This is a genomic window from Actinoplanes sp. NPDC051388 (genome assembly GCF_055586225.1).
On the sequence record NZ_JBVJIP010000028.1, the window covers coordinates 24,158 to 48,521 of the forward strand.

The 24,364-nt window shown below is 67.5% G+C and carries 24 protein-coding genes and 2 pseudogenes; 19 read left to right on the top strand and 7 right to left on the bottom strand.

What is annotated here, in order from left to right; translation table 11 throughout:
- The first annotated feature begins 27 nt into the window (after positions 1–27).
- The 5 genes from ACZ6TI_RS44125 to ACZ6TI_RS44145 all read left to right on the top strand — a co-directional run bounded on the left by ACZ6TI_RS44125 (position 28) and on the right by ACZ6TI_RS44145 (position 5,471).
- The gene (locus ACZ6TI_RS44125; RefSeq protein ID WP_465351276.1) at positions 28–1,242 is read left to right on the top strand and encodes an ATP-grasp domain-containing protein; all 1,215 of its coding nucleotides are present in this window, start codon (positions 28–30) and stop codon (positions 1,240–1,242) included.
- A gap of 76 nt (positions 1,243–1,318) precedes the next feature.
- A complete protein-coding gene (locus ACZ6TI_RS44130; protein WP_465351277.1) occupies positions 1,319–2,665 on the top strand; it encodes a sensor histidine kinase in 1,347 nt (448 codons plus the stop codon).
- Positions 2,662–3,096: a response regulator gene (locus ACZ6TI_RS44135; protein ID WP_465351278.1), complete on the top strand. Its 435-nt coding sequence runs from the start codon at positions 2,662–2,664 to the stop codon at positions 3,094–3,096. The genes ACZ6TI_RS44130 and ACZ6TI_RS44135 overlap by 4 nt, the downstream gene beginning before the upstream one ends.
- Before the next feature lie 4 nt (positions 3,097–3,100).
- Positions 3,101–5,053 (top strand): hybrid sensor histidine kinase/response regulator, encoded by a 1,953-nt coding sequence (locus ACZ6TI_RS44140; protein WP_465351279.1) that lies wholly within the window; start codon positions 3,101–3,103, stop codon positions 5,051–5,053.
- A 52-nt stretch (positions 5,054–5,105) separates the two neighbouring features.
- Positions 5,106–5,471: a hypothetical protein gene (locus tag ACZ6TI_RS44145; protein ID WP_465351280.1), complete on the top strand. Its 366-nt coding sequence runs from the start codon at positions 5,106–5,108 to the stop codon at positions 5,469–5,471.
- A 105-nt stretch (positions 5,472–5,576) separates the two neighbouring features.
- Here the strand turns inward: ACZ6TI_RS44145 and ACZ6TI_RS44150 are convergent.
- Positions 5,577–5,963: pseudogene (locus tag ACZ6TI_RS44150) on the bottom strand (IS6 family transposase); the annotation flags it as partial.
- Between the two features lie 57 nt (positions 5,964–6,020).
- Positions 6,021–6,752 (bottom strand): SDR family NAD(P)-dependent oxidoreductase, encoded by a 732-nt coding sequence (locus tag ACZ6TI_RS44155; RefSeq protein ID WP_465351281.1) that lies wholly within the window; start codon positions 6,750–6,752, stop codon positions 6,021–6,023.
- Between ACZ6TI_RS44155 and ACZ6TI_RS44160 the strand changes: the two genes are divergently transcribed.
- From ACZ6TI_RS44160 to ACZ6TI_RS44200, 9 genes and pseudogenes are all read left to right on the top strand, one after another.
- Positions 6,728–8,770 (top strand): FAD-dependent oxidoreductase, encoded by a 2,043-nt coding sequence (locus ACZ6TI_RS44160; protein WP_465351282.1) that lies wholly within the window; start codon positions 6,728–6,730, stop codon positions 8,768–8,770. The two genes, ACZ6TI_RS44155 and ACZ6TI_RS44160, sit on opposite strands and share 25 nt — an antisense overlap.
- A 41-nt stretch (positions 8,771–8,811) precedes the next feature.
- Complete coding sequence (locus tag ACZ6TI_RS44165; protein ID WP_465351283.1) at positions 8,812–9,627, top strand: crotonase/enoyl-CoA hydratase family protein; 816 nt, start codon at positions 8,812–8,814, stop codon at positions 9,625–9,627.
- A gap of 195 nt (positions 9,628–9,822) precedes the next feature.
- Positions 9,823–10,060, top strand: a pseudogene (gene fdxA, locus ACZ6TI_RS44170) (ferredoxin); the annotation flags it as partial.
- A gap of 288 nt (positions 10,061–10,348) precedes the next feature.
- Positions 10,349–11,017: an enoyl-CoA hydratase-related protein gene (locus ACZ6TI_RS44175; protein WP_465351345.1), complete on the top strand. Its 669-nt coding sequence runs from the start codon at positions 10,349–10,351 to the stop codon at positions 11,015–11,017.
- A gap of 28 nt (positions 11,018–11,045) precedes the next feature.
- Positions 11,046–13,292 carry a molybdopterin-dependent oxidoreductase gene (locus ACZ6TI_RS44180; RefSeq protein ID WP_465351284.1) on the top strand — a complete coding sequence of 749 codons (2,247 nt, stop codon included), beginning with the start codon at positions 11,046–11,048 and terminating at the stop codon, positions 13,290–13,292.
- A gap of 86 nt (positions 13,293–13,378) precedes the next feature.
- Positions 13,379–13,834 (top strand): PaaI family thioesterase, encoded by a 456-nt coding sequence (locus ACZ6TI_RS44185; protein ID WP_465351285.1) that lies wholly within the window; start codon positions 13,379–13,381, stop codon positions 13,832–13,834.
- A 351-nt stretch (positions 13,835–14,185) separates the two neighbouring features.
- A complete protein-coding gene (locus ACZ6TI_RS44190; protein ID WP_465351286.1) occupies positions 14,186–14,725 on the top strand; it encodes a TetR/AcrR family transcriptional regulator in 540 nt (179 codons plus the stop codon).
- Positions 14,726–14,804: 79 nt separating this feature from the next.
- Positions 14,805–15,629, top strand: coding sequence for an SGNH/GDSL hydrolase family protein (locus ACZ6TI_RS44195; RefSeq protein ID WP_465351287.1), 825 nt, complete (start codon positions 14,805–14,807; stop codon positions 15,627–15,629).
- 232 nt (positions 15,630–15,861) lie between these two features.
- Entirely contained in the window at positions 15,862–16,833 is a 972-nt protein-coding gene (locus ACZ6TI_RS44200; protein ID WP_465351346.1) for an aldo/keto reductase, read from the top strand.
- Here ACZ6TI_RS44200 and ACZ6TI_RS44205 read toward each other — a convergent pair whose 3' ends face one another.
- The 4 genes from ACZ6TI_RS44205 to ACZ6TI_RS44220 form a co-directional block, all read right to left on the bottom strand.
- On the bottom strand, positions 16,834–17,097 hold the full coding sequence (locus tag ACZ6TI_RS44205) for a hypothetical protein (RefSeq protein WP_465351288.1): 264 nt from the start codon (positions 17,095–17,097) through the stop codon (positions 16,834–16,836).
- 28 nt (positions 17,098–17,125) lie between these two features.
- On the bottom strand, positions 17,126–17,446 hold the full coding sequence (locus tag ACZ6TI_RS44210; protein ID WP_465351289.1) for a hypothetical protein: 321 nt from the start codon (positions 17,444–17,446) through the stop codon (positions 17,126–17,128).
- A gap of 90 nt (positions 17,447–17,536) precedes the next feature.
- Complete coding sequence (locus ACZ6TI_RS44215) at positions 17,537–17,659, bottom strand: hypothetical protein (RefSeq protein WP_465351290.1); 123 nt, start codon at positions 17,657–17,659, stop codon at positions 17,537–17,539.
- A 624-nt stretch (positions 17,660–18,283) separates the two neighbouring features.
- Positions 18,284–19,231 carry a helix-turn-helix transcriptional regulator gene (locus tag ACZ6TI_RS44220; RefSeq protein WP_465351291.1) on the bottom strand — a complete coding sequence of 316 codons (948 nt, stop codon included), beginning with the start codon at positions 19,229–19,231 and terminating at the stop codon, positions 18,284–18,286.
- Positions 19,232–19,294: 63 nt separating this feature from the next.
- On the opposite strand from ACZ6TI_RS44220, the gene ACZ6TI_RS44225 reads away from it, so the two are divergent.
- Both ACZ6TI_RS44225 and ACZ6TI_RS44230 read left to right on the top strand, forming a co-directional pair.
- Positions 19,295–20,233, top strand: a complete 939-nt coding sequence (locus ACZ6TI_RS44225) for an alpha/beta fold hydrolase (protein ID WP_465351292.1) — start codon at positions 19,295–19,297, stop codon at positions 20,231–20,233.
- A gap of 643 nt (positions 20,234–20,876) precedes the next feature.
- Positions 20,877–21,308 (top strand): DUF4259 domain-containing protein, encoded by a 432-nt coding sequence (locus ACZ6TI_RS44230; protein ID WP_465351293.1) that lies wholly within the window; start codon positions 20,877–20,879, stop codon positions 21,306–21,308.
- A 75-nt stretch (positions 21,309–21,383) separates the two neighbouring features.
- On the opposite strand, the gene ACZ6TI_RS44235 is transcribed toward ACZ6TI_RS44230, so the two are convergent.
- Positions 21,384–21,851, bottom strand: coding sequence for a DUF7710 domain-containing protein (locus ACZ6TI_RS44235; protein ID WP_465351294.1), 468 nt, complete (start codon positions 21,849–21,851; stop codon positions 21,384–21,386).
- A 322-nt stretch (positions 21,852–22,173) separates the two neighbouring features.
- Here ACZ6TI_RS44235 and ACZ6TI_RS44240 point away from each other — a divergent pair, with 322 nt between their 5' ends.
- The 3 genes from ACZ6TI_RS44240 (at position 22,174) to ACZ6TI_RS44250 (ending at position 24,198) form a co-directional block, all read left to right on the top strand.
- Entirely contained in the window at positions 22,174–22,806 is a 633-nt protein-coding gene (locus ACZ6TI_RS44240; protein ID WP_465351295.1) for a maleylpyruvate isomerase N-terminal domain-containing protein, read from the top strand.
- Positions 22,807–22,976: 170 nt separating this feature from the next.
- Entirely contained in the window at positions 22,977–23,540 is a 564-nt protein-coding gene (locus ACZ6TI_RS44245; protein WP_465351296.1) for a hypothetical protein, read from the top strand.
- Positions 23,541–23,598: 58 nt separating this feature from the next.
- Positions 23,599–24,198 carry a protein NO VEIN domain-containing protein gene (locus ACZ6TI_RS44250; RefSeq protein WP_465351297.1) on the top strand — a complete coding sequence of 200 codons (600 nt, stop codon included), beginning with the start codon at positions 23,599–23,601 and terminating at the stop codon, positions 24,196–24,198.
- Positions 24,199–24,364: the final 166 nt, after the last annotated feature.

The window sequence follows — 24,364 nt, forward strand, 5'->3', positions numbered from 1 at the left end:
GTCCTCGACTTCGGTGCGGCCACCCCGATGAGCATCCTCGCCTCCGCGCGGGGACTGGCCAACATCATCTTCCTGTGCGACCGTGAGCTGCCCTACATTCGCGCGCTGATCGGAGAGCTCCGCGAGATCGCCACCGTGTGCGACGTCACCGGTCTCGGCGGAATGGACCTCGTCGATTTGGTCGAGCGACTCGACCTCGACGGAATCACGACCTTCAGCGAAAGCCGGCTCAATGTCACCGCTGACCTCGCCCAACGGCGTGGTCTGCCGTACCTGGGTGTGGGGACCGCGCGGGCGTTGACCGACAAGTACATCCAGCGACGCATGCTCGCCGAAGCCGGGGTGCAGGCGACCCGATGCCGGGTGGTCCACGACGTGGCCGACCTCGGCGAGGCCTTGGCTGAGGTCGGGTTACCGGCGATCCTCAAGCCGCGCAGCGGTGCCGCCAGCGCGTACACCTGCCGGGTCGACACCGCCGCGGAGGCGGCGGCACGGCTCGGCGACTTCCTGAGGCGCCTGCCTGCGGTCTCCGAGCCGGGGCCAGCCCGACGCGACTTCGTGGTCGAGGAGATGCTGGTGGGCGATCCGACGGTGGCCGGCGCCGCTTGGGGGGACTACGTCTCGGTCGAGTCGGTGACCTCGCACGGCGTCGTGCGCCACGTCGAGATCACCGGCAAGTTCCCGCTGGCCGATCCGCTGCGCGAAACCGGCTATGTGGTCCCGTGCACCCTCGCCGACGACGCCCGCCGGCAGGTTCTCGCCTTGACCGAGGCCGGCATTCATGCGCTGAAAGTGCAGCATGGGACCACCCACGTCGAGGTGAAGCTCACCCCGCACGGACCGCGGATCATCGAGCTCAACGGACGGCTCGGTGGATATGTCGCCGACATCGTAAGCCGGGCGCGGGGTATCGACCTGGTGCGCGCCACGCTCGCCGCGGCCCTGGGCCGTGCGGCCGACGTACCGCCGGCCACCTACCATAGGTACGCCTTCCAGTATTTCATCACGCCGCCGATGTCGGCCGCGGTGCTGACCCGCCTCGACGGTGTGGCGGAGCTGAGCGCGCACCGAGGGATCCAACTCGTCGAGGTCTTCAAGCGGGTCGGCGAACGCCTCGACTGGCGCGACGGCACGCTGACGTACCTCGGAATCGTCCACGGGTCGGCCCACGATCACGAGGGCGTCCTCGCCCTCGGTGATCTGGTGGGTCGGACCTTACGGATCAAGTACGAGATGGCTTAGGCCAAACCCTAAAAGGGGTAGTATAGGCTGATATAGAGGATCTCAAGCGGGGAGCGTCGAGCGTGAGCGTCGGGCCATGAGACTGTCGAGCCGCCGCTGGTTCGCTGCGGCGGTGTGCTTGCAGGTCGTCATCGACCTGACGGCGGCCTTGGCCGGTCCGGAATTTGCGGGCGGGTGGCGCGCCACGGCGGCCGCCGTCACCGTCAGCAATGTTTTGATCCTCGCCGCGATCGGTGCCGTCGTCTCCCGCGACACCGTTACCTCGGAGCGCAGCCGCGGAGACGCCGAGATGCATGCCCAGGCCAGTCACCATCAGCTCCAGGAGCTGATCGACAACGTTTCGGCGATGATCTACATGAAGAGGATCGACAACGGCCGCTATCTCTTGGTGAATCGGGAATGGGAACGGCTGATCAAGACCGGACGCGACCAGGTGGTGAAGCTCACCGATCAAGAGATCTTCCCGCCCGAGCTTGCCGCCAAACTCAGAGAAAACGACCTCGGGGTGGCACGCGCCGGGCATACCGTGCAGTTCGAGGAGACCGCGGAATTCGACAACGGCGTCCGCTCGTACCTGTCGGTGAAGTTTCCGGTCCTGGACGCCGCGGGAAAGGCCTACGCGGTGTGCGGAATCTCGACCGACATCACCGACCGGATACGGGCAGAGGAACAGGTCCGGGAGCTGAACGCCGGCCTGGAGACCCGGGTCGCCGAGCGCACCGCCGAGTTGGAGGCGTCGACCCGTGAGCTGGACGCCTTCTCATACTCGGTCTCGCACGATCTGCGCGCCCCGCTGCGCGCCCTGCACGGGTTCAGCCAAGCAATCATCGACGACTACGGCGACCTGCTCGACGACGTCGGCCGAGGCTATCTGGCCCGGTTGCAGGTCAACGTCAAGCGGATGGGTCAGATGATCGACGATCTGCTCAACCTGTCGCGGGCCACCCGGGCGGATTTCGCGCGTGAGCCGGTGGATCTGAGCGGTCAGGCCCGGGAGATCATGAGCGACCTGGCAGGGGCCGACCCCGACCGCACCGTCAAGAGTGTAATCGCTGACAATCTGACGGCCCTCGGCGATCGAGCGCTGCTGCGTATGGTGCTGCAGAATCTTCTCGCCAACGCCTGGAAATACACCGCCAAACTCCCGGTCGCGAGCATCGAGTTCGGGCAGTTCGACCGTCATGGTCAGCCGGCGTTCTTCGTCCGCGACGACGGCGCCGGGTTCGACACGAAGTACGCGGACAAGTTGTTCGTCGCCTTTCAGCGGCTGCACCCCGCCGCGGAGTTCGAAGGCAACGGCATCGGCCTTGCGATCGTCCAGCGGATCGTGCGCCGGCACGGCGGCCAAGTCTGCGCCGAATCCGAGCTGGGACACGGTGCGACCTTCTACTTCACGCTGGCCGGGCCGGAGGCGACGACATGATCGAGGGAACGATTCTGCTGGTCGACGACAACCCCGACGACGTCGCGCTGACGCTGCGAGCGTTTCGCACCAACAACATCACCAACCAGGTCGACGTGGCTTCCGACGGCGAAGAAGCATTGAACTATATGCACCCGGACAGCCTGCAGCCCCCGAAGCCAGTGCTGATCCTGCTGGACATCAACCTGCCCAAGGTCAGTGGGCTTGAGGTGCTGCGCCGGATCAGAACGGACAACCGGACGCGGTATCTGCCGGTGATCGTGCTCAGCACCTCGAGCGAGGACCGCGACATCGTCGAGAGCTACAACCTGGGTGCCAACAGCTACGTGCGCAAACCGGTGGTCTTCAGCGAGTTCGTCGACGCTGTCCGGATCCTCGGCCTGTATTGGCTCCTGGTCAACCAACCGGTTCCGCCACCAAGAGGCGGCTGACGACATGATTGCCGTGCGGCTACTGATCATCGAGGACAACGAGGATGACGCCATGCTCGTCGTCCGTAACCTGCGCAACGGCGGCATCGACCTCGACTTCGAACGGGTGGAAACCGCCGCGGCGATGTCGACCGCGCTATCCGTCCACCCACCAGACATCGTGATCTCCGACAACACGATGCCGGCCTTCGACGCCTCGTCGGCATTACGCCTGCTTCGCGACCGGCAACTCGACGTGCCCTTCATCGTGGTCTCCGGACAGATCGGTGAGGAAACCGCCGTGGCTCTCATGCGAGCCGGTGCGCATGACTTCGTGCTCAAGGACAGCCTCGCCCGACTGTTACCCGCGGTGACCCGCGAACTGCGCGAAGCCGGGGAACGGCGAGAACAGAGGCGCACCCAGTCCGCCCTGCGAACCAGCGAGGAACGCTTCCGACTGGTCGCCGAGCACGTCCACGACGTCGTGTTCCGCTACCGCCTCAGGCCGAATCCCCGGCTGGAATACATCAGTCCCGCGGTCGTGTCGATGACCGGCCACCCAGCCGACGATATCTACGACGCTCCGGAACTCATCTTCGCCATGGCGGAACCCGACGATCAGGTCCGCATGGTGGAGTCGTGGCGCACCCCGCCCACCCATCCCCTCGTCATGCGCTGGCGCGACGCCGACGGTTTCACCAAATGGATCGAACAACGCGCCGTCGCCGTCCTCGACGACCAAGGCCAGAGCATCGCCGTCGAAGGAATCCTGCGCGACATCACCGCCCAGACCCTGGCCAGCCTCGAACGCGAAAGCCTGGAACGCCAGCTACACCAGGTGGAACGCCTCGACTCCCTCGGACAACTCGCCGGCGGCATCGCCCACGACTTCAACAACCTCCTCGGTGTGATCACCGGCAGCGCGGAATTCCTGCTGGACGCACTCGATCCCGCCGATCCCAGCCGCGCCGACGTGCGCAGCATCGCCGACGCCGCCCGGATGGCCGCCGCCCTCACCCAGCAACTGCTCATCTTCAGCCGCCTCCAGCCCTCCCAACCGGAAATCATCGACGTGAGTGAAGTCGTGGCCGACACCGAGCGACTGCTCCGCCGCACCCTCGGCGCGGACATCGAGTTCGTTGTGCAGACCGAACCGGACCTCGACCTTGTCACCATCGACCGCAGCCGGCTCGAGCAGATCATCCTGAACGTCGTCGTCAACGCCCGCGCAGCCATGCCCGACGGCGGGCGGCTGACCATTTCCACCGCCGTCGCGGACGACCACGACATCGCCTTACGCGACCCCGATCTGGCGCCAGGCCGATACGTGCGCCTCACCGTCGCCGACACGGGATGCGGAATGAGCCACGAGGTAGCGCAACGAGCCTTCCAACCGTTCTTCAGCACCAAGGAACCCGGCAAGGGCACCGGCCTCGGCCTGGCCACCGTCTATGGGGCCGTCAAAGAAGCAGCCGGCACGATCACTCTGGAATCCGAACCCGCCAAGGGCACCAGCATCAGCATCTACCTCCCGTCAACCGGGCGGCCTGAAGGGCTCGCCTCGACTGTCGCGGCGGTCACCACCGGCCCCACCAACACCGGCGAACACGTCCTCGTGGTCGACGACAACGACGTGCTACGGGCAATCTCCAAACGCATCCTGGTTCGCGCCGGATACCGGGTCACCGAGGCATCAACCCGCGACGACGCCGTACGCGTCGGCGAGGCCGACCTCGAACTAGATATGGTGCTCGCCGATGTCGTCATGCCCGGCATCACCGCCCGCGAAATGATCGACGCCATTCGCGTACACCACCCGGGCATCTCGATCGCGCTCATGTCCGGCTACGCGGACCCAGCACGCGCCGGCCAACTACCGTCCGACGACATCGCGATCATCGCCAAACCCTTCAACGCCGCAACCTTGCTACACGAGGTCCGAATGGCGATCGACCACCCACCACCGCTGCCCACCTGAACCCCAGCCGCTAAAGCGGTCGCGGACTTCATCGCGATGATCACGCTGATCGGTGAGGGATCTCGGCCGCCGCGAGCTCGCCGGGGGGCACTCGAATGAGCAGCGCAAAGCGGTAATAGCCCAGGCCGGATTGTCACTGACCGAACTGTCGAGGCTCGTGCTCAAGGTCGCGTGGCGGCACGACGAGGCGACCGACGAAGCGGACGGCCTGCGGGCATGGGCCGGCGAAGGCGCGATTCGCGTGCACGACAGCGCTGCGTTCGACTCGACCAGCGTGCTGCTGCTGGAACGCTGTCAACCCGGGACCACCCTTCCAATGGGCTACGGGAATCAGAGCAAGACGAGGTCATCGCAGCTCTCCTGCAGCGGCTGTGGAGCGCGCCGACCGATGGCTACCCGTTCCGTCCGCTGCGGGTGATGTGCGATGCCTGGGCCGCGGAGTTCGAGGAGAGGTTCACCGCGTCGGCCGGGCTTGATCCCGGGCTGGCACGCGTCGGGATCGAGCTGTTTCGCGGTCTGCCGGCCACCGCCGAGCGGCTGGGGCGTCCCGGCGGATCGTGAGTAGGACGTCGATGACCTGGCCGTGTTGGTCGATGGCCCGGTAGACGTAGCGCCACACGCCGTTGACCTTCACGTAGGTCTCGTCGACGAACCAGCGAGCGCCGGGTGAGTGCCGGGCGAACCGGGCAGCGTTGGCCAGCAGAGGAGTGAAGCGCTGCACCCACCGGTAGACGGTGACGTGATCGACCTCGATGCCACGTTCGGCGAGGAGCTCTTCCACGTCCCGGTAGGACAGTCCGTAGCGCAGGTACCAGCGCACCGCCACCATGATCGCTGAGGGCGGGAACCGGAACCCGGCGAACGCCGAGCGAGGTGGAGACCACGGGCGCGACCGAGCAGCATGCTTCACCGATCAAGCCTGCCCGGACTCTTTGATCGGCGAACGCAACGGACCCTATTGCATACATCAGGAGTCGGAGTCCGGAGTATCGGTACGCGTCGCCTTGATGGGGGTGCCCCAGAATTCGGCGCGGATGCCATCGGCGAGGGCGGCGACGGTGGCCTTGGTGGCCGCGTAGGTGGTCATGTTGCGGGGCAGGCCGCGCAGGGCGCTGAAGGAGGAAATGACGACCAGGTGACCGTCGTGCTGTTCGCGGAGGATCTCCACACCCGCCTCGCACTGGGCGAGCGCCGTGGTGAAGTTGGTTTGCGCCGTCTGCAGGTTGACGTCGAAGCGGCCGGTACTGATCGGTTGTCCCTTGGCGATGCCGGCGTCGACGATGACGCGGTCCAGTCGGCCCAGGTCGGTGCGCAAGGCCCGGAAGACGTCGAAGACCTGGGCGTGGCCGTTGACGTCCAGCTCGCGGACGGCGACCGTGATGCCGGGGTGGGCGGCCTGCAGTTCGGCACATAGCTCCTGCAGGCGGTCGGTGCGGCGGGCGCACAGGGCCAGGTTGTGGCCCCTGGCGGCGAACTGGCGGGCCATCCCTGGCCCAGTCCCCTGCTGGCTCCGGTGATCAGAATGTTCTGCCGGACACTCATGTACCGCGGTCCTGTCCTTGCCCGCGTCGGTGGCGCTATGTAATCTGCCATAGAAGATAGTTACCCGCCAGTAGGATCTACCTGGCCTCCGGCTCAGACGAGGCCTGCGCGACCGAGCCGACAGGAGACACCATGACCGCGGACATTGCGGCAGCACGTTTTCCGAATCTCCTCGCGCCCCTCGATCTGGGCTTCCTCACGTTGCCGAACCGGGTGCTGATGGGCTCGATCCACACCGGCCTGGAGGACCGTCCCCAGCACGCTGGCCGGCTCGCCGAGTTCTACGCCGAACGCGCCCGAGGCGGGGTCGGCCTGATCATTACCGGCGGGTACGCGCCGAACCGCACCGGCTGGCTGCTCCCGTTCGCCGGGAAGATGACCAACCGCCGCGAGGTGCGACGTCATCGCGGCATCACCGAGGCGGTGCACGCGGGCGGCGGCCGGATCGCGCTGCAACTGCTGCACGCCGGGCGCTACAGCTACCACCCGTTCAGCGCGACCGCGTCGGGGTCGAAGTCGCCGATCACCCCGTTCCGTGCCCGGGGCATGACCGCCCGCGAGGTCGCCCGGACCGTCGACGACTTCGCGTACGCCGCGGTGTTAGCGCGTGCGGCGGGCTACGACGGTGTGGAGATCATGGGCTCGGAGGGGTATCTGATCAACCAGTTCCTCGCCGAGCGGGTGAACCAGCGCGACGACGCGTGGGGTGGCAGTGCGGCCGCGCGCCGCCGGTTCGCCACCGAGATCGTCCGCAAAACCCGCGCCGCGGTCGGTGACGACTTCATGGTCATCTACCGGATGTCCCTGCTCGACCTGGTCGAGCAGGGACAGACCTGGCCGGACACGATCGCCCTGGCCCGGGAGGTCGAGGCCGCCGGCGCCACCCTCATCAACACCGGCATCGGCTGGCACGAGGCACGTATACCGACGATCGTCACGTCGGTTCCACGGGCCGCATTCACCGCGATCACGGGCCGGCTGCGCCGCGAGGTGACCCTGCCGGTCGTGGCCTCCAACCGGATCAACATGCCCGAGACGGCGGAGGAGGTCCTGGCGCGCGGCGACGCGGACATGATCTCCATGGCGCGGCCATTGCTCGCCGATCCCGACTGGGTGGCGAAGACGGCGGCCGGGCGCGCCGACGAGATCAACACTTGCATCGCCTGCAATCAGGCGTGCCTGGACCACACGTTCGTCCACAAGACGGTCAGCTGCCTGGTGAATCCCCGAGCAGGCCACGAGACGAAGTTGATCCTGGTCCCGGCCCGGCGGGTCAAGCGCGTCGCCGTGGTGGGCGCCGGGCCTGCCGGTCTCGCCGCGGCGGCCACCGCCGCCGAACGGGGACATCAGGTCACCCTGTTCGAAGCCTCCGACACGATCGGCGGGCAGTTCCAGCTCGCCCGGCGCGTCCCCGGCAAGGAGGATTTCGGCGAGACGCTGCGCTACTTCACCCGGCGCCTGCGGGTCCTGGGTGTCGACTTGCGACTCAACCATGCTGCGACGCTCGCGCAGTTCAGTGACGGCGGGTGGGACGAGATCGTCGTCGCCACCGGGGTCACGCCGCGAGCGGTCACGATCCCCGGCAGCGAGCGCCCCAACGTGCACAGCTATCCCGACGTACTCACCGGCACGGCCACCCTCGGGCGCCGCGTCGCCGTTGTCGGCGCCGGTGGCATCGGGTTCGACATGTGCGAGTTCCTCACCCACACCGGCACCCTCGGCACGCCCCAACCGCTGGTGGAGTGGATGCGCGAGTGGGGCGTCGACGACACCGTCGCGTACCCCGGCGGGCTCGTCCCGCCGGCCGGGCCGACCCCGCCGCGGCGGGTGTATCTGGTGCAGCGCAAGAAAGGCAAGGTCGGTGCCGGGCTGGCCAAGACGACCGGATGGGTGCACCGGGCCACCCTCAAGGCCCGCGGCGTCGAGTTCATCGCCGGCGTCAGCTACGACCGGATCGACGACGCCGGACTGCACCTCACCACCGACGGCACGGCACGCCTGCTGGAGGTCGACGACGTGGTCATCTGCGCCGGCCAGCAGGCCCGCCGGGGACTCTACGACGAGCTGCGCGCGGCCGGCCTGCCGGCTCGCGTCATCGGCGGCGCGGACGTCGCCGCCGAACTCGACGCGAAACGCGCCATCTCCCAGGGCACCCACGCGACGCTCACGATCTGACCGCCAGCCACGCCTACCTGAGCAGGAAGGTTCGAACACTCATGCCCGCAGACAACACGGACCGGGTCGAGACCACAATCGACGGGCCGGTCGCCCGCGTCGTGATGAACCGCGCCGGCAAGCTCAACGCGCTCGATCTGGACATGTTGCGCGCCCTCGTCGGCTCCGCCCGGAAACTGCGCGAGGCCAAAGGCGTCCGGGCGGTGATCCTGACCGGTGACGGCGCGAGTTTCTGCGCAGGGCTGGACTTCGTCTCGGTCGGCAGGAAACCCACCCAGATGATGATCAACTTCCTGCGGCCGCCGTGGCGCTCCACCAACCTGTACCAGGAGGCCTGCTTCGCATGGCGGCGGCTGCCCATCCCCGTACTAGCGGTGATCCGGGGACACTGCTTCGGCGGCGGCCTGCAACTCGCCCTCGGCGCCGACTTCCGGTTCACCACCCCGGACTGCGAGTTCTCCATCATGGAGGCGAAGTGGGGCCTGGTGCCGGACATGACCGGCACCGTCAGCCTCCGCGAACTGCTGCCCATGGACGTCGCCAAACACCTGACCATGACCGGTGAGATCTTCGACGGCGGCCGCGCCCGGGAACTCGGCCTGGTCACCGACGTCTCCGCCGATCCGTACGCGGCGGCCATGGAGCTCGCGCACCAACTCGTGGCCCGCTCGCCCGACTCGGTCGCCGCGACCAAACACCTGTTCCACAAAGCGTGGCCTGCCGCGCCGTGGCGCGCCCTACGCCTGGAGAGCAGCTACCAACTCCGCCTGCTGCTCGGCGCCAACCACAAAATCGCCCGCTCGGCGAACGCCCGAAAGACCGCACCCGAATTCACCCGCCGCTCCGTCAAACGGTGAGGGGGCAGCTCGGCCGGTGAGGGAGACCCTCGAAGCCAGTGGCCGCACAGGCGAACGGCCCGCGTTGCCACGTCGCCGACCGAACCCGGCCGCCGGACGGCTGCGGTGGTCGCGAGCCCGGCACGTTCGCCCACCTACCGAGCCGGTCTGCGCCACACGTACCGACCCCGCTGAAGGGACGTCCCCACGACGTATGTGATCGCCGAACCCTGCGTTGACGTGCTCGACAAGGCCAGCATCGAGGAGTGCCCGGTCGACTGCATCTATGAGGGCGCCCGGATGCTCTACATCCAGCCCGACGAGTGCGTCGACTGAGGGCCTGCGAACCCGTCTGCCCCGTCGAGGCCATCTACTACGAGGACGACCTCCCAGCCCTGTGGGCCGCCTACACCAGGCCAACGCCGAATTCTTCGCCGACCTCGGCTCGCCCGGCCATGATCGCCGCTCTCCCCGGCGCGTTCCTGACCACCTCGCCCGCTGCTGGACGTTTCACCTGACGTCACTTCTCGCCAAGCAGCCGGTGATGCACTATGCTATAACCCATAAGTTACTGACGGGTAGGGAGTCGCCACCCTTTCCGACGGCCACCTCGCCGTGGTGCGGCGCCCCAAACGAGGCCGGAATATGCCCGCGCATACGGCCTAGGACCGATCCGGCCCACTGCCGGGCCGAGGGCGAAGCCTCTACCACGTCCATCTCTACGCTTTCGAACGGAGTTCCGATGCCGACCCTTGAGCAGCAGGACAACGTCTTCGTCCTTGACCTCGGAGACAGCGAGAACCGCTTCCACCCGGACTGGATCGCGTCGGTCAACACGGCGCTGGACGAAGTGGAGAAGGCCGGCTCCGGTGCCCTGGTGACCACGGCGACCGGCAAGTTCTACTCCAACGGCCTGGACCTGGATTGGCTGCTCGCTCACGGCGACCAGTACCAGGCTTACGTGGTGAGCGTCCACGAGCTGCTGGCGCGGATGCTGTCGCTGCCGGTGATCACCGTGGCCGCCCTGCAGGGGCACACCTTTGCGGCCGGGGCGATGTTCTCCCTGGCCCACGACTTCCGGGTGATGCGCGCCGACCGCGGTTACTGGTGTTTGCCGGAGGCCGACATCAACATTCCGTTCACCGCGGGCATGTCCGCGCTGATCCAGGCGCGACTGACGCCGCAGACGGCGCACGAGGCGATGACCACCGCCCGCCGCTACCCGGGCCCCGACGCTCTCGCCGCCGCCATCGTCGACCGGGCGGTCGGCGAGGGAGCGGTCCGGGCGACCGCGGTGGAGATCGCGCAGTCGCTCGTGAGCAAGGCCGGCGACACTCTCGGCACCATCAAGGCCCGCATGTACGCATCCGTCCTGGACACCCTGCGCGACTCGACCAGCCCCCTCGGCTGACCCCGGGCGGCGCGGAAAGAGGAAACCGATGACGCAATCGGCCGAGGCGACCTGGCACAAGAGCGCCTGCATTCTCTGCGAGAACAACTGCGGGATCCAGATCCAGACCGACGGCCGCCGGTTCGCCAAGATCCGCGGCGACAAGGAGCACGTCGCCACCGGCGGCTACACCTGCAACAAGGCTCTGCGGCTGGACCACTACCAGAACGGCAGTGTCCGGCTGACCACACCGCTGCGCCGCGAAGCCGACGGCAGCTTCACCCCGATCGACTGGAACACCGCCATCGGTGAGATCGCCGCCCGGCTCACGACCGTGCGTGACACCCACGGCGGCAAGAGCATCTTCTACTACGGCGGGGGCGGGCAGGGCAACCACCTCGGCGGCGCCTACAGCGGCGCCCTGATGCGCGCCCTCGGTGCCCGCTACCGTTCCAACCCCCTGGCGCAGGAGAAGACCGGCGAGGGCTGGGTCGACGCGCACCTGACCGGCGGGCACACCGCCGGCGACTTCGAACAGGCCGAAGTCTCGGTCTTCCTCGGCAAGAACCCCTGGCAGACGCACGGCGTGCCGCGGGCCCGCACGGTACTCAAGCAGATCGCCGGCGACCCGGCCCGCACCATGATCGTCATCGACCCGGTACGCACCGAGACCGCCGACCTGGCCGACATCCACCTGCAGGTGCGGCCCGGCACCGACGCCTGGTGCCTGACGGCCATCCTGGGCGTGCTGGTCCAGGAAGACCTGGTCGACCACGCGTTCCTCGACGCCCACACCACGCAGGCGGAAGTGGTGCTGCCGCACCTGGCCGCCGTCGACGTCGCCCGCCACGCCGAGGTATGCGGCGTGGCGGAGGAACTGCTGCGCACCACCGCGCGGCGCATCGGCGCGGCCACCAGCGTGTCCACCTACGAGGACCTCGGGGTGCAGCAGAGCCCGAACAGCACGCTCGTGTCGTACCTGAACAAGCTCGTCTGGCTGCTGACCGGCAACTTCGCCAAACCCGGCGGTATGCAGCCGCACTCGTGGGTCACTCCTTTGGCCCACTACGACACCCGGCTGCGCCGCACCCCCGTCACCGGTGCCCGGATGCCCGGCGGGCTGGTGCCGTGCAACGTCATCGCCGAGGAGATCCTCACCGAGCACCCCGACCGATTCCGGGCAATGATCATCGAGTCGTCCAACCCGGCGCACTCCCTGGCCGACTCCGTCACCTTCCGCCAGGCCCTCGCCGCCCTGGACCTGGTCGTGGTCATCGACGTCACGATGACCGAGACCGGCCGCCAGGCCGACTACATACTGCCGGCGGCGTCGCAGTTCGAGAAGTGGGAAGCCACCTTCTTCAACGTCGAGTTCCCGCACAACACGTTCCACCTGCGCGCGCCGGTCCTCGACGCGCTGCCGGGCACCCTGCCCGAGCCCGAAATCTACGCCCGGATCATCCGGGAGCTCCACGCCGTGCCACGCAGCCGGCTGGCCGTGCTGCGTGCCGCCGCGCGCCTCGGCCGCACCCCGTTCCGGCTGGCGTTCATGGCCCTCGCGGCGGCAGACAAGAAGACCCTCGCTCTGGCGCCGTACCTGCTCTACGACACCCTCGGGCCCACCCTGGCCGGCGGGGCACGCTCAGCCGCCGTGCTGTGGGGCCTCGCCCAGCGCATCGGCCGGCAGTACCCGAAAGCCATGCGCCGGGCCGGTCACGCCAGCCCCGACGCGCTGTTCGACGCGATGCTGGCCGGCCGCTCCGGGGTCACCTTCACCGAGGACGAGCACGACGACGCTTGGACCTACGTGCCGCACCCCGGCCACCGCATCCCGCTGCCCATCGGTGAACTGCTCGACCTGATCGACCGCCTGGACCAGACCCCGGCCGTGCACACCAGCGCCGAGTTCCCGTTCATCCTCGCCGCGGGGCAACGCCGGGCGTTCACCGCGAACACCATCTTCCACGACAACAGCTGGCGGCTGCGCGACCGCGACGGCGCACTGCGCATCAACCCCGACGACGCCGAACGCCTCGGCCTGCGCGACGGCGCACAAGCCCGGATCACCACCCGACGCGGCACCGCCCAAGCCGTCGTCGAGATCGACGACCGCATGCAACCCGGCCACGCCGCCCTGCCCAACGGCTTCGGCCTCGACCTGCCCGCCGCCGACGGCACCACCGGACGCACCGGCGTCGCTCCCAACGACCTCACCGAGTCGCACTGGCGCGACCCGATCGCCGGCACCCCCTGGCACAAACACGTACCCGCGCGCATCGAAAAGCTTCCGGACTGACCCGACCCAGCACACCGAACCGCACCGCACCGCACCGCACCGAAAACCGCAGCACGGGCACAGCCCGAACACCGAAGGAGCCCTTTGTGACGATTGCGGAACTCACCGCCCTGTCCGGCCTCGAACTCATGCGCTGGGTGCAGTCCACGCGACCTACCCACATTCCGAGCATCGGCCGGCTGCTCGGCATCCGGCTCGACGAAGTCGAACACGGCCGCATCGTCGCGTCACTGGACACCCAGCCCGACTTCGCCAACCCCCTCGGCATCGTGCACGGCGGCATCGCCGCGACCCTGCTCGACACCGCGATGGGCTGCGCGGTACACAGCACCCTGCCCGCCGGCGTGACCTACACGACTCTGGAGATCAAGGTGAACTACATCCGCGCCGCACACACCGACGGGCAAACCCTGACCGCCGAGGGCACCGTCGTCCACGGCGGGAACCGCACCGCGACAGCCGAAGGCAAGGTCGTGGACGACGAGGGGAAACTCATCGCCCACGCGACCACCACGTGCCTCATCCTCGGCGCCAAGGCCTGACAGCGTTGCCCACCGCGCGAGGCCCCCGATGAGCCTTGGCTGGGTTCGACCGCACTCCAGCCGGTCTGCAACGTGGCCGCGATGGACGGATTCGCCGTCACCGGCCCAGCCATGGACCAGAGTCGCCCGGGTGCTGGCCGGGGACACGCCGTGGCCGTTCGTCCTCGGTCCTGAGGAGGCGATCGCGATCGCCACCGTGGCCAACCCGCCGCCCACCTCCAGCGACCGGACGTGACACCGACCCCGACACTCGCCGTTTCAGTCGATATGGGATATAGCATAGTGCTGAGAAGTTCGAGGGTAGGAAGGGCTAAGCGAATGGGTCGCCCGCCGGGCCAGACCAAACAACGGATGCTCACCAGCGCCGTGGCGTTGCTGCGCGAACGAGGAGCGGGCGCCGTTACGATCGACGCGGTCCTGGCCCACAGCGGAGCACCCCGCGGCTCGGTCTACCACCATTTCCCCGGCGGCCGGAACGAGCTGATCCTGGGCGCCGTCCGGCAAGCCGGAGACTACATCACCACGATGCTCGACGCCGCGGTCGCCAGCGGCGACCCGGCCCTCGCACTGGAACAGTTCGCCGGCATGTGGAAGCACGTCCTCGGCGAGACCAACTACCTGGCCGGCTGCCCGATAGCCGCGGCCGCCGTAGACACCAACCCGGACCTGCCCGAGGTCACCGTTCTGGTCCACGACGTCTTCACCCAATGGCAGAGCCGAATCCGCGATCTCCTCACGGCCAACGGCTTCGCCGGCGACCGCGCTCAACGGCTGGCCACCCTTAGCGTCGCCGCCATCGAAGGCGCAGTCATCCTCTGCCGTGCCGGGCACACCGACACCCCGCTCGACGACGTCGTCACCGAGATCAAAATCCTGCTCACACCCGGCTGAGATCCCGCCGTGACACAGGTCCCCTGAACCTGGACGACACGGGTGTTCGTCTCTTGTCGCCATCTCGGAAGGACCAGCAGTGACCAGCACCTATCTGCGTTACGTGGCGCTCGGGGACAGCCAGACCGAGGGAATGAACGACGGCGACGACGCGCGCGGCTACCGGGGCTGGGCGGACCGCCTCGCCGACCAGCTCGCCATCGCGGACCCGCGAGTGCGCTACGCCAACCTCGCGGTACGGGGACGACTCACGCACCAGGTGCACGCCGAACAACTCCCCCTGGCGTTGAGCCTGCGTCCCGATCTGGCCACTGTGATGGCCGGGGTGAACGATCTGCTCCGGCCCCGGTTCGACGCCGCCGAGCTGGCCGGCCATCAAGAGAGCATGTTCGAGGCGCTGACCGGTATCGGCGCACACGTCATCGCTTTCCTGCTCCCTGATCCCTCGCTGCTGGCACCGGCCGCGCGCGGGATCGCGAGGCGGGCACAAGACCTCAATGCGCACGTTCGTGAGGCCGCCGACCGGCACCAGGTCACCGTGGTGGACCTGTCCGCGTACCCGGTCTGCACCGACCCGCGGCTGTGGAGCCCGGACCGGTTGCACCTGAACACCCTCGGCCACACCCGGCTCGCCGCCGCCGTCAGCCACACGCTGGATCTGCCGGGCAGCGACGCCATGTGGATGAATCCCCTTACCCCACAACAGAATCCCGGGGCGTGGCAGCGCACGGTCGGCGAACTGCGCTGGGTCGCCGGCTTCGTCGGACCATGGCTCGTCCGGCGCCTTCGCGGCCGCTCCTCAGGAGACGGCCGCACCGCGAAACGCCCCACCCTGGCTCCAGTCACTACACAACCCCGGGGCGCGGTCGACATGACCGGCGCACCCGGGCGGGACAGCGAGTGACCGTGACGTACGGCGTGGGCGCACCCAGCGGTCGGGCGGCCCCGTCGAGGAGATCCAAGCGGACGATCTCGACGGGTACCCGCCCGGCGTCAAGCACCGGCACGTCGCCTCATCCACCTCGGCAATGACGCATCCCGCGCTCACCGTAGTCTCTGCCGGCCAGAAACGGCGCAGACAGGCGAGCCTCCTCGGCCCCACTCTCACGACCACCGACGCCTCGAAGGAGGCAATCATGGAGACCACACGGCTCGGTACGACCGGGCTCAAGATCAGCCGACTCGCCCTGGGATGCATGAGCTACGGCGACGCATCCGTCCAAGGCGCCCACCCGTGGGCCCTCAACGACGAGGCCGCACAGCCGTTCTTCCAGCAAGCTGTCGAACTCGGCGTCACCTTCTGGGACACCGCCAACACCTACCAGGCCGGCACGTCCGAGGAACTCGTCGGCCGCGCGATCAAGCGGTACTCCCGCCGCGACGACATCATCCTGGCCACCAAGGTCCACGGCAAGATGCACAACGGCCCAGGCGGGCAGGGCCTGTCCCGCAAAGCGATCCTCGAACAGGTCGACGCGTCCCTCACCCGCCTCGGCACCGACTACATCGACCTCTACCAGATCCACCGCTTCGACCCGGACACGCCGGTCGACGAGACGATGCAAGCCCTGCACGACATCGTCCGCGCCGGCAAGGTCCGCTACCTCGGAGCCTCGTCGATGTACGCATGGCAGTTCGCCAAACTCCAGCACGCCGCCACCCTCGGCGGATGGACCCGATTCGTCTCGATGCAAAACCAATACAACCTGCTCCGACGCCAGGACGAACGCGAACTCATGGCCATGTGCGCCGACATGGGCGTCGGCCTGATCCCCTACTCGCCCAACGGCAAAGGCCGGCTCGCCCGGCCCTGGGGCGAGCAGAGCCAGCGGTCGAGCACCGACAAGGTGGTCAAAGCGTTCGACTCACCCCTCGACGAACCGGTCGTCAACGCAGTGCAGCACGTCGCTGAGCAACGTGGCATCAGCATGGCCCAGATCGCACTCGCCTGGGTATTGCGCAACCCCGACGTCTCCGCCCCCATCGTCGGCGCGACCAAGCCACACCACCTCCAGGAAGCAGTCGCCGCACTCGATATCGAACTCACCAACGACGAGGTCCAGGCGATCGAAGATCCGTACGTGCAGCAAGGACCCTCCTGGTTCTGATCACACCGTCAACGCGCCAGCTCCTCGCCTGGCCTCGTCCAACGCTCCGCGCGCCAGCATTGCCCGGCCGTTTTCGCCGGTGTCGATGGCGAGTTCGGGACGGCGGACGCGATCATCGCGCGCATCGCGCCGGTGGAACAGATCGTGGCAACGCCGTTCCAGCCCAGGGCGGTCGGCGGACCCAACGACTCGCGACAGGATCGCGTCGGGCCGCATGAACGCCCGCCAGTCGCCAAAGCCCGACTCCGCCGTCGGTGAACGCATCGTCCACCTGTTGCTTTGCCTGCGAGCCTCATCGGTAGCAGGGGAACTGGAATTGGCCCCTCCAGGTGACCAGAGACCGTTGAGCGGCCTCGTCGTCCTTGGCGTAGATGACCACCTCGGTCCCGCCCTCGACCCGACGCGTTCGGAGGCCGTAGTCCGGAGACACCTCGTCGGCGCGGCGAGCCAACGCGTCGGCGCGGGCGACCAAGTCTCGAATGCCTCCGGTCAGCATGTCGCGCTCCGCGCGGTGCTCTCGGATGGCCCCGACGAACGGGTACTTGATCCTCAGCTGGTCGAAGCACTCCAGCTCGGACGGATTGTGGTTGATGGGAACGATCAGGTTCCACACGTCCGGCTTAAGCTTGGCCGCCTGCTCGAGCGGCTTCTCGACCTGCTGGCGCCGGTTCGGCGACCGTGCGCTCAGCCGCCCGGTGAAGCTTTAAAGCTCGTTCAGGGTGAGCCGACCGGCCTCGCGGATCCGCACATCACGGCCCCCGTCCCCGCCGGAGCCGTCCATCACCTCGGCGTTCGGATAAAGCCGCACGAAAAGTCGAGAGACCAAGTCTGCATACTGCGGCTCGGAAGGCTTCTCCCACGGAACCGAAACCACCGGCCACCTCCGGGCAGGTCTGATCACAAAGACCACCACCGTTTCCCGCACACCGCACGGTCGTCGATGTCGATCCGGTCGATTCACGCTGCCGAGTGATGAGCGAGCCGCTCCTGCGCGGGCACGGGCACGGGCACGGGCACGGGCACAAACTAGCGAGGTCGGAATGCAACAGACCGGCTCCTCGAGTGTCGTCCCAGCGACGGCGAAAGCCGTTCGGCACGGCCGAACCCGACCGCGAGGCGGCATCCTCATTTGCCGCGGAGCGTGCGCGGCGGCCGGCGAAGAGCCGCTACGCGGTGTGACGCCGACCGAGGTCCGTCCGGCGCACGCTCGTGCCGATGAGCTTGCGTCGACGTCGGCCCATGCTCGGGGTGCTGCTACGGCTGCTGCTCCTTGCCGCGTCGATGACGAGCGGCATCCTTGCTCACAGCTCGTTGTTACGGAGGCTGGAGAGCTGGGCCGGGTAGATGGCGCCTATCTCGTCGTAGTGCCGTGCGAGCTGTCGGAGTTCATCGGTGCTGTAGAACCGGATGACCTCGGTTATCGCTCTGCCGTACGACGTCCGTGCCGGTCTCAGCCGTATCGCTCGACGAGCGCGTTGCCGATCGAGGCCAGGTGGTCTCGCACACCCGGAGGGCCGGTCACCTCGATCCATTCGACCAGCCCGGCAAGCTCGCCGGCGAGTATGTATTCGTCGTTGCCGCGGATCACGACCTCGATGCGGCCGTCGGTCCTGGAACCTCCCACCTCGAGCCGACCGCCGAATCCGATCCGGAGCACGCCTATCCCGTGGGACGCGCACACCGCCCGGACTTCGAGGGGTGTTCGCTTGCCGTCGACCTCGTCCGCGATCGCGCGCCAGCTCTCGGCAAGGTCGAAGTCATCGGGCCGGTGTACGGGATCGCCGGTCGGGTCGACGGACGACACGCGGTCGATCCGGAAGGTCCGCCGACCGGCCTCGGTGTTGGCGACGAGGTACCACGACGGGCCTTTGGCGACGATGCCGAGCGGGTGGACGGTTCGCTCGGTTTCGGTGTGTTCGCGGTCGACGTAGCCGAGCCGGACCTGGACGCCGCGGATCACCGCGTCCTGGAGCTCGTCGAGGAAGCGAGGCGATCGGGGCTCGACCCGGCTCGATCCCCATGGTTGCGGGTCCATGACGAGCGACGACGCCGCCGCCTCGGCCTGCACCCGGAAGGGCTCCGGCAGGGCTTGGACGAGCTTGCGCAGCGCCGCTTTCACGGCCGGCGTCACGGACGAGGCCGGGCCGGCGACAAGGAACAGGGCGCGGGCCTCACTCGCGGTCAACCCGGACAGGTCGGTGCGGGCGCCGCCCACGAGGCGCCAGCCGCCGCCCCGGCCTTGCACGGAGTACACCGGCACGCCGGCCATGCCCAGGGCGTCGAGGTCGCGGCGGGCGGTGCGCTCGGAGATCTCCAGCTCCCGGGCGACCTCCGCTGCTGTCACCTGCTCGCGATGTTGCAGGAGAAGAAGGATGGCCATCAACCGGTCGGCTCGCACTCCGACAACGCTTCCACCAAAACCGGTCAGTAGGTGACCGGTATCGGTCGGCAAGATGCCGGCATGACAATCGATTTTCCCGAGCCCACCCGCATTTCGGTCAATGGTGTGGAAGTCGAAGTCTTCGAAGTCGGCCGGCAGAACGCGGGGAACCCCATCGTGCTCTGTCACGGCTGGCCGGAGCACGCCTTCTCGTGGCGCCATCAGATGCCCGCCCTTGCTGCAGCGGGCTACCACGTCATCGTCCCGAACCAGCGGGGTTACGGCAACTCGTCCCGTCCGGCCGAAGTCACCGACTACGACATCGCACACCTGTCGGGTGATCTTGTCGCACTTCTCGATCACTACGGATACGACGATGCCACCTTCGTCGGTCATGACTGGGGTGCAGCCGTCGTCTGGGGTCTGACCCTGTTGCACCCAAACCGGGTCAACAAGGTGATCAGCCTGAGCCTGCCGTACCTCGAGCGCGGAGAAATGCCCTGGATCGAGGTCATGGAAGCCGTGCTCGGCAGCGACTTCTACTTCGTCCACTTCAACCGGCAGCCGGGCGTCGCGGATGCCGTGTTCGAGGAGAACACGTTCCAATTCCTTCGGAACATGTACCGGAAGAACGTGCCCCTCGCAGAGCCTCAGCCGGGCAATGCGTTGATCAACCTCGCCAGAGCAGAAACTCCACTCGGTGAGCCCGTCATGAGTGACAGCGAACTGGCCGTCTTCGTCTCCGCCTTCGAGTCAACAGGGTTCACGGGCGGAATCAACTGGTACCGAAACCTGGACCGCAACTGGCGCCTGCTGGCGGACGTGGACCCGATCATCCGACAGCCCACCCTCATGATCTACGGCGACCGCGACACGGTCGCGAAGTCTGAAAGACTGACGGAATTCGTGCCGAATGTGGAAGTGGTCAGTCTGGACTGCGGTCATTGGATCCAGCAGGAGAAGCCGGAGGAAACGACCGAGGCGATTCTCAAATGGCTGGACCAGCGGGATGCCGCCTAGCATTCCTGCAGGAGATCCGCTTCACGGTCCGTTTAGGGTTTGTGGATTGTAGTCGCTGGTCATGCCCCCTGCGCTGCGGGTTGGTGGCGTCAGCCACCAACCCGGAGGATGCGCCGTCCATTGTCTGGGCGGTCCGTCTCGCGTCACGATGGATCATCCGATTGATGGCTGTCGGTTTCCAGTTGCGCATCATGGCCGCCGCCGTGCTCTCAAGGACTCAGGGGGCGCTCCCTCAGCCTGCTGTCTCGACTACATCGATGTCGCCGACTTCGGCGCCGCGCAGCAGCGGTGGACACCAGCGGTGGACACCAGCGGTCACAATGGGCCTGCCACATCTCGGCGACATCGGGTTGCTCACCGACACAACCTACCGGCGGGCCACGCTAAGCGTCGCGGGCGGACGTACACAGCCGCCGTGTGCTGCGCTAATTAGAGCCTGGGATGCAGCCGTCACACTGACATGCGCACGAAGATCACGTGCACGGATCTGCCGCTGATCGTGCGTGCCGGCCATTTGAACGAAAAGTCGTAGGCCGTAGCCAGGCCTCGCGGTGGTCCCGCTGGATGCGGAGGCCGGGAGTCGTGATCAGCAGGCGTTACGCTCGCGGCGTGTTCGGATCTGTCGGCGAGCGGGAGAATCAGTATGGGTACGTGGGACGTCGGGCCGTTCGACAACGACACCGCCGCCGACTGGTGCGGTGACCTGGACGGCGCCGCCCCGGAGCAACGGGCAGTGCTTATCCGTGATGCGCTGAGCCGGGTCGCCGGGCACGGGGACGAGTACCTCGACAGCGGCGATGCGGTGGAGGCCATTGCCGCCGCGGCCATCGTCGCCTCCCATCTGCCGGGCGGGACGGCGATTGACACCCCGTATGCTCCCGATTTCCTGCTGGAGGGTGGCAACGTCGAGGTAGGAGACGACGTTCCCGCGATAGCGGTGCGGGCCCTCGATCGAACCGTGGGGAAGGACTCGGAATGGCGCGAGTTGTGGGAGGAGTCTGAGGAGTCGTATCCGCAGGCGCTGGCCTTGGTGCAATCCCTGCGCGCCGTCCTGGAGCAGTCGATCAACCGGTGACCTGCTCTGGCACCTGGCCAATCAGTCTCTGTAGGTCCCGCACCAACGTTTCCGCGCGACGGCATGGAAATGAACTCATCCGCCGCGAGCATTGTGCGACAGACGTCTGCGGTCGGGATGGGTCAGGTGGAGGGCTGCTCGGGAGCGTCCATCCATCCTGGATGGCGCGAGTATCTGCCAGGACCAGCCGGCCAGATCGCCCGGGGCGCATTGATCTGCCGCGGACAGAGCGCGGACGAGTGCACCGGTTGAGTCAGTCTGGGTGCCCGTTTCGTACATGGATGTTCGGGCCGGCGGGAGAAATCCGGCGTTGTGGGCTGGCGTGCCGTGGTGTGGCTTGGTGGGATGGAAGCGACCCTGCGCGAGCGCGAGGTCGTAGCAGCCGGTACCGACCGGATACCGAGTGACGATGCCAGTCAATTGGTGCTGTGCAACCCATTGGAGGGCGGCTTCACGGTCCCTGAACAGGCCGGACGCGAATCGTGCGCCCTCGCCGAGGAAGACCCAAACCTGTGGAAGGTCAACTCCAGCATCCTCGGCCACGTGCAAAGTATTTCAGTCAGCCTGCGAAGGGCCGCGGACGTGGTCCTGATGGACATCCGGATGCCCGACCTGGACGGCATCGAGGCGACCCGGCGCTCGGCATCCTCATCTACCGCGTCGAGTGGCGCGGGGCGAACGGGCATCCTCATCGCGTTCACCGTCCGGTGCCGAGGGTCCGGCGAGATTCTCGGGTGTCGCCCGGCCTGGGCGTACCGGTTGGTGATGGGCGGCTTCTGCGCCGCGACGGCCGTCCTTTTGCCTCACCTGCCCAGCAGGACCTGTTGGCGTTGAGCCCGATCCCGGCCGTGTCCACACTGGGGCCATGACGGCCAGAGAGGCATACCTGGAATCAGCCGCAGTGGCGACCACATTGCTGGCACACCCAGCCGTGGCCGCACGATGGGACGCACCGAGCGTGCTCGCCAAGCTCCGGGTCGGCGGACTCACCGCCCACCTGGTCAGTCAACTTACCCAGGTGCCACCCGTGCTCGACGCGCAGACCGTGGACGAGCGCATCTCACTACCGGAGCACTTCGCCAGATCGACGTGGACCGACGGCGATATCGACAGCGAGGTCAACACCTACATCCGCTGCATGGCCGAGGAAGCGGCGACCGCCGGGGCATCGGCCCTGACCCTGGCCGCCGGCACAGCCCTGACGCACCTGCAACAGCGGTTACCGGCCGAACCACTCCAGCGGGTGATCCAACTGCCATGGGGACCATGGGCCCTGTCACTGGACGACTACCTCATCACCCGGATGCTCGAACTGGCGGTGCATTGCGACGATCTGGCCGCCAGCATCGGCGTGAGTACTCCCGCACTTCCGGCGGGCGCCTTCGACACAGTGATCGGCGTGCTCTGCCACATGGCTACGCGGCGACACGGCCAAGCCGCCCTGATCCGAACGCTCAGCCGGGCGGAAAGAGCACCGAAGACCATCGCGGCGCTCTAGGTGGACCTCTACTGGCCCGCCCAGCCAGCGACCGTCGTCCGCCAAGTGAGCGTCTGTCGTTCAACGGCCGCGTCCAGGTCGTCGCGGAGATCAGCGGGCGGCACCGCTGCGACGGTAACGGCAGGGTGAAGTGGAGATGGTCCGGCACCGTGCTGCGTCCCGGTGACCCGGTGCACGACGCGCTGAAGGGAAGGCTGGTCCTGCGTCAGCGCTACCCCGTCGGGTACTTCGCCACCAAGGAGCTGGACGCGATGCTCGCCGCGGAGCGGGCCGGCTTCGTGGGGCGTAAGCCCGCCACGTTGGTGGTGACCTGGAACCCGGAGAAGTGGAACCCGGACGCTACCTGGGCCGACCAGACGTACCCACAGGACGTCAAGGCTGTCGCCGACGGCGGGCTCCTGCGCGGCCAATGGGCCACCGGCGGCCGGACCGGCGGGATCGAGCCGGGCGACCGGGTCTACTTCCTGCGCCAAGGCCGCGAACCGCGCGGTGTCATTGGCAGCGGTACTACCGCCAGTCGCATTTTCAGCGACGGCCATTGGGACGACGACCGCGCTGGCGGCATCGCCAACTACGTCCTGATCGACTGGGACACGCTCCTGCTGCCGGAGGATGGCTTGCCGCACGAGGTGCTGGTCGACCGCATCCCCGAGGGGTGGCATCTGGCGGCCGCAGGCCAGTGGCTGGGTTCTGCCCTCGGTTGTGGCGACGGAGCTTGCGGCTCTGTGGGCTGAGCACCTTGGCCTCACCGCGACCCTCTCGCTGCGCAGCACGCCCCGCCAGCGTTGGCAGATGGACCCGGCGCGTCGAAAGAAGGTCGAGGACGCCGCGCAGGGAATGCTCATGGAGCACTTCCGTAACGACGGTTGGACCGTGCACGACGTCCGATTCGGCAATCCTTACGACGCTGTCGCCACCAAGGACGGGCGGACACTCTGGCTGGAAGCCAAGGGCACCGAGACGAGCGGCAACTCCATCATCGCCACCCGCAACGAGGTCGCGTGGGCGCAGATGCATCCAGGCGACTGCGTTCTCGGCATCCTCTCCGATGTCACCTTCTGCTCGAACGGCGAGGTCGACGCCGCGGCCGGGACCTTCCGGATATTCACCTGGAACCCCGTTGGGGGCGCTCAGACCGCACGTTACGGTGGGTCGGTCACCCAACGTGGCATAGCCTTGCCGCGACCGTTCGCTGCTACACCGCCCACCTGCGGTCGGCTACGAAAAGTCCCCGGCAGAGGATCGCCGATAACGACGGCGCATCGGTTCGCATGGTGCAACGTTCGTCTTATCCACTCAGGGGCCGAGCCGTTCACAACCCGCACGCCGCGAGCGTCGGTCGCCAGGCTTTGGAAGAATCTGTGCATGGTGATCGAATGCACCTGCAGATGATCCAGGCAGTGATTTCTCGATTGGCCGCACACTCAACCACTGTCAAAGCCTGGCCGGTCATGCTCAGTGGTGCCTGTGCCCGGCGAGTGGAGATCGTCGTGACGACGAAGGACGGCCGTGCGGGTGATGTAGCCGGCCCATCGTCCGGGTCGACCAGTGCGACAAA

What these genes read in the sequence shown, in the direction of transcription:
- ACZ6TI_RS44125 (WP_465351276.1), top strand. Translation starts at nt 28, where the DNA reads ATGAGCATCCTCGCCTCCGCGCGGGGACTGGCCAACATCATCTTCCTG.
- ACZ6TI_RS44130 (WP_465351277.1), top strand. Translation starts at nt 1,319, where the DNA reads ATGAGACTGTCGAGCCGCCGCTGGTTCGCTGCGGCGGTGTGCTTGCAG.
- ACZ6TI_RS44135 (WP_465351278.1), top strand. Translation starts at nt 2,662, where the DNA reads ATGATCGAGGGAACGATTCTGCTGGTCGACGACAACCCCGACGACGTC.
- ACZ6TI_RS44140 (WP_465351279.1), top strand. Translation starts at nt 3,101, where the DNA reads ATGATTGCCGTGCGGCTACTGATCATCGAGGACAACGAGGATGACGCC.
- ACZ6TI_RS44160 (WP_465351282.1), top strand. Translation starts at nt 6,728, where the DNA reads ATGACCGCGGACATTGCGGCAGCACGTTTTCCGAATCTCCTCGCGCCC.
- ACZ6TI_RS44165 (WP_465351283.1), top strand. Translation starts at nt 8,812, where the DNA reads ATGCCCGCAGACAACACGGACCGGGTCGAGACCACAATCGACGGGCCG.
- ACZ6TI_RS44175 (WP_465351345.1), top strand. Translation starts at nt 10,349, where the DNA reads ATGCCGACCCTTGAGCAGCAGGACAACGTCTTCGTCCTTGACCTCGGA.
- ACZ6TI_RS44180 (WP_465351284.1), top strand. Translation starts at nt 11,046, where the DNA reads ATGACGCAATCGGCCGAGGCGACCTGGCACAAGAGCGCCTGCATTCTC.
- ACZ6TI_RS44190 (WP_465351286.1), top strand. Translation starts at nt 14,186, where the DNA reads ATGCTCACCAGCGCCGTGGCGTTGCTGCGCGAACGAGGAGCGGGCGCC.
- ACZ6TI_RS44200 (WP_465351346.1), top strand. Translation starts at nt 15,862, where the DNA reads ATGGAGACCACACGGCTCGGTACGACCGGGCTCAAGATCAGCCGACTC.
- ACZ6TI_RS44205 (WP_465351288.1), bottom strand. Translation starts at nt 17,097, where the DNA reads ATGCGTTCACCGACGGCGGAGTCGGGCTTTGGCGACTGGCGGGCGTTC.
- ACZ6TI_RS44225 (WP_465351292.1), top strand. Translation starts at nt 19,295, where the DNA reads ATGACAATCGATTTTCCCGAGCCCACCCGCATTTCGGTCAATGGTGTG.
- ACZ6TI_RS44230 (WP_465351293.1), top strand. Translation starts at nt 20,877, where the DNA reads ATGGGTACGTGGGACGTCGGGCCGTTCGACAACGACACCGCCGCCGAC.
- ACZ6TI_RS44240 (WP_465351295.1), top strand. Translation starts at nt 22,174, where the DNA reads ATGACGGCCAGAGAGGCATACCTGGAATCAGCCGCAGTGGCGACCACA.
- ACZ6TI_RS44250 (WP_465351297.1), top strand. Translation starts at nt 23,599, where the DNA reads ATGGACCCGGCGCGTCGAAAGAAGGTCGAGGACGCCGCGCAGGGAATG.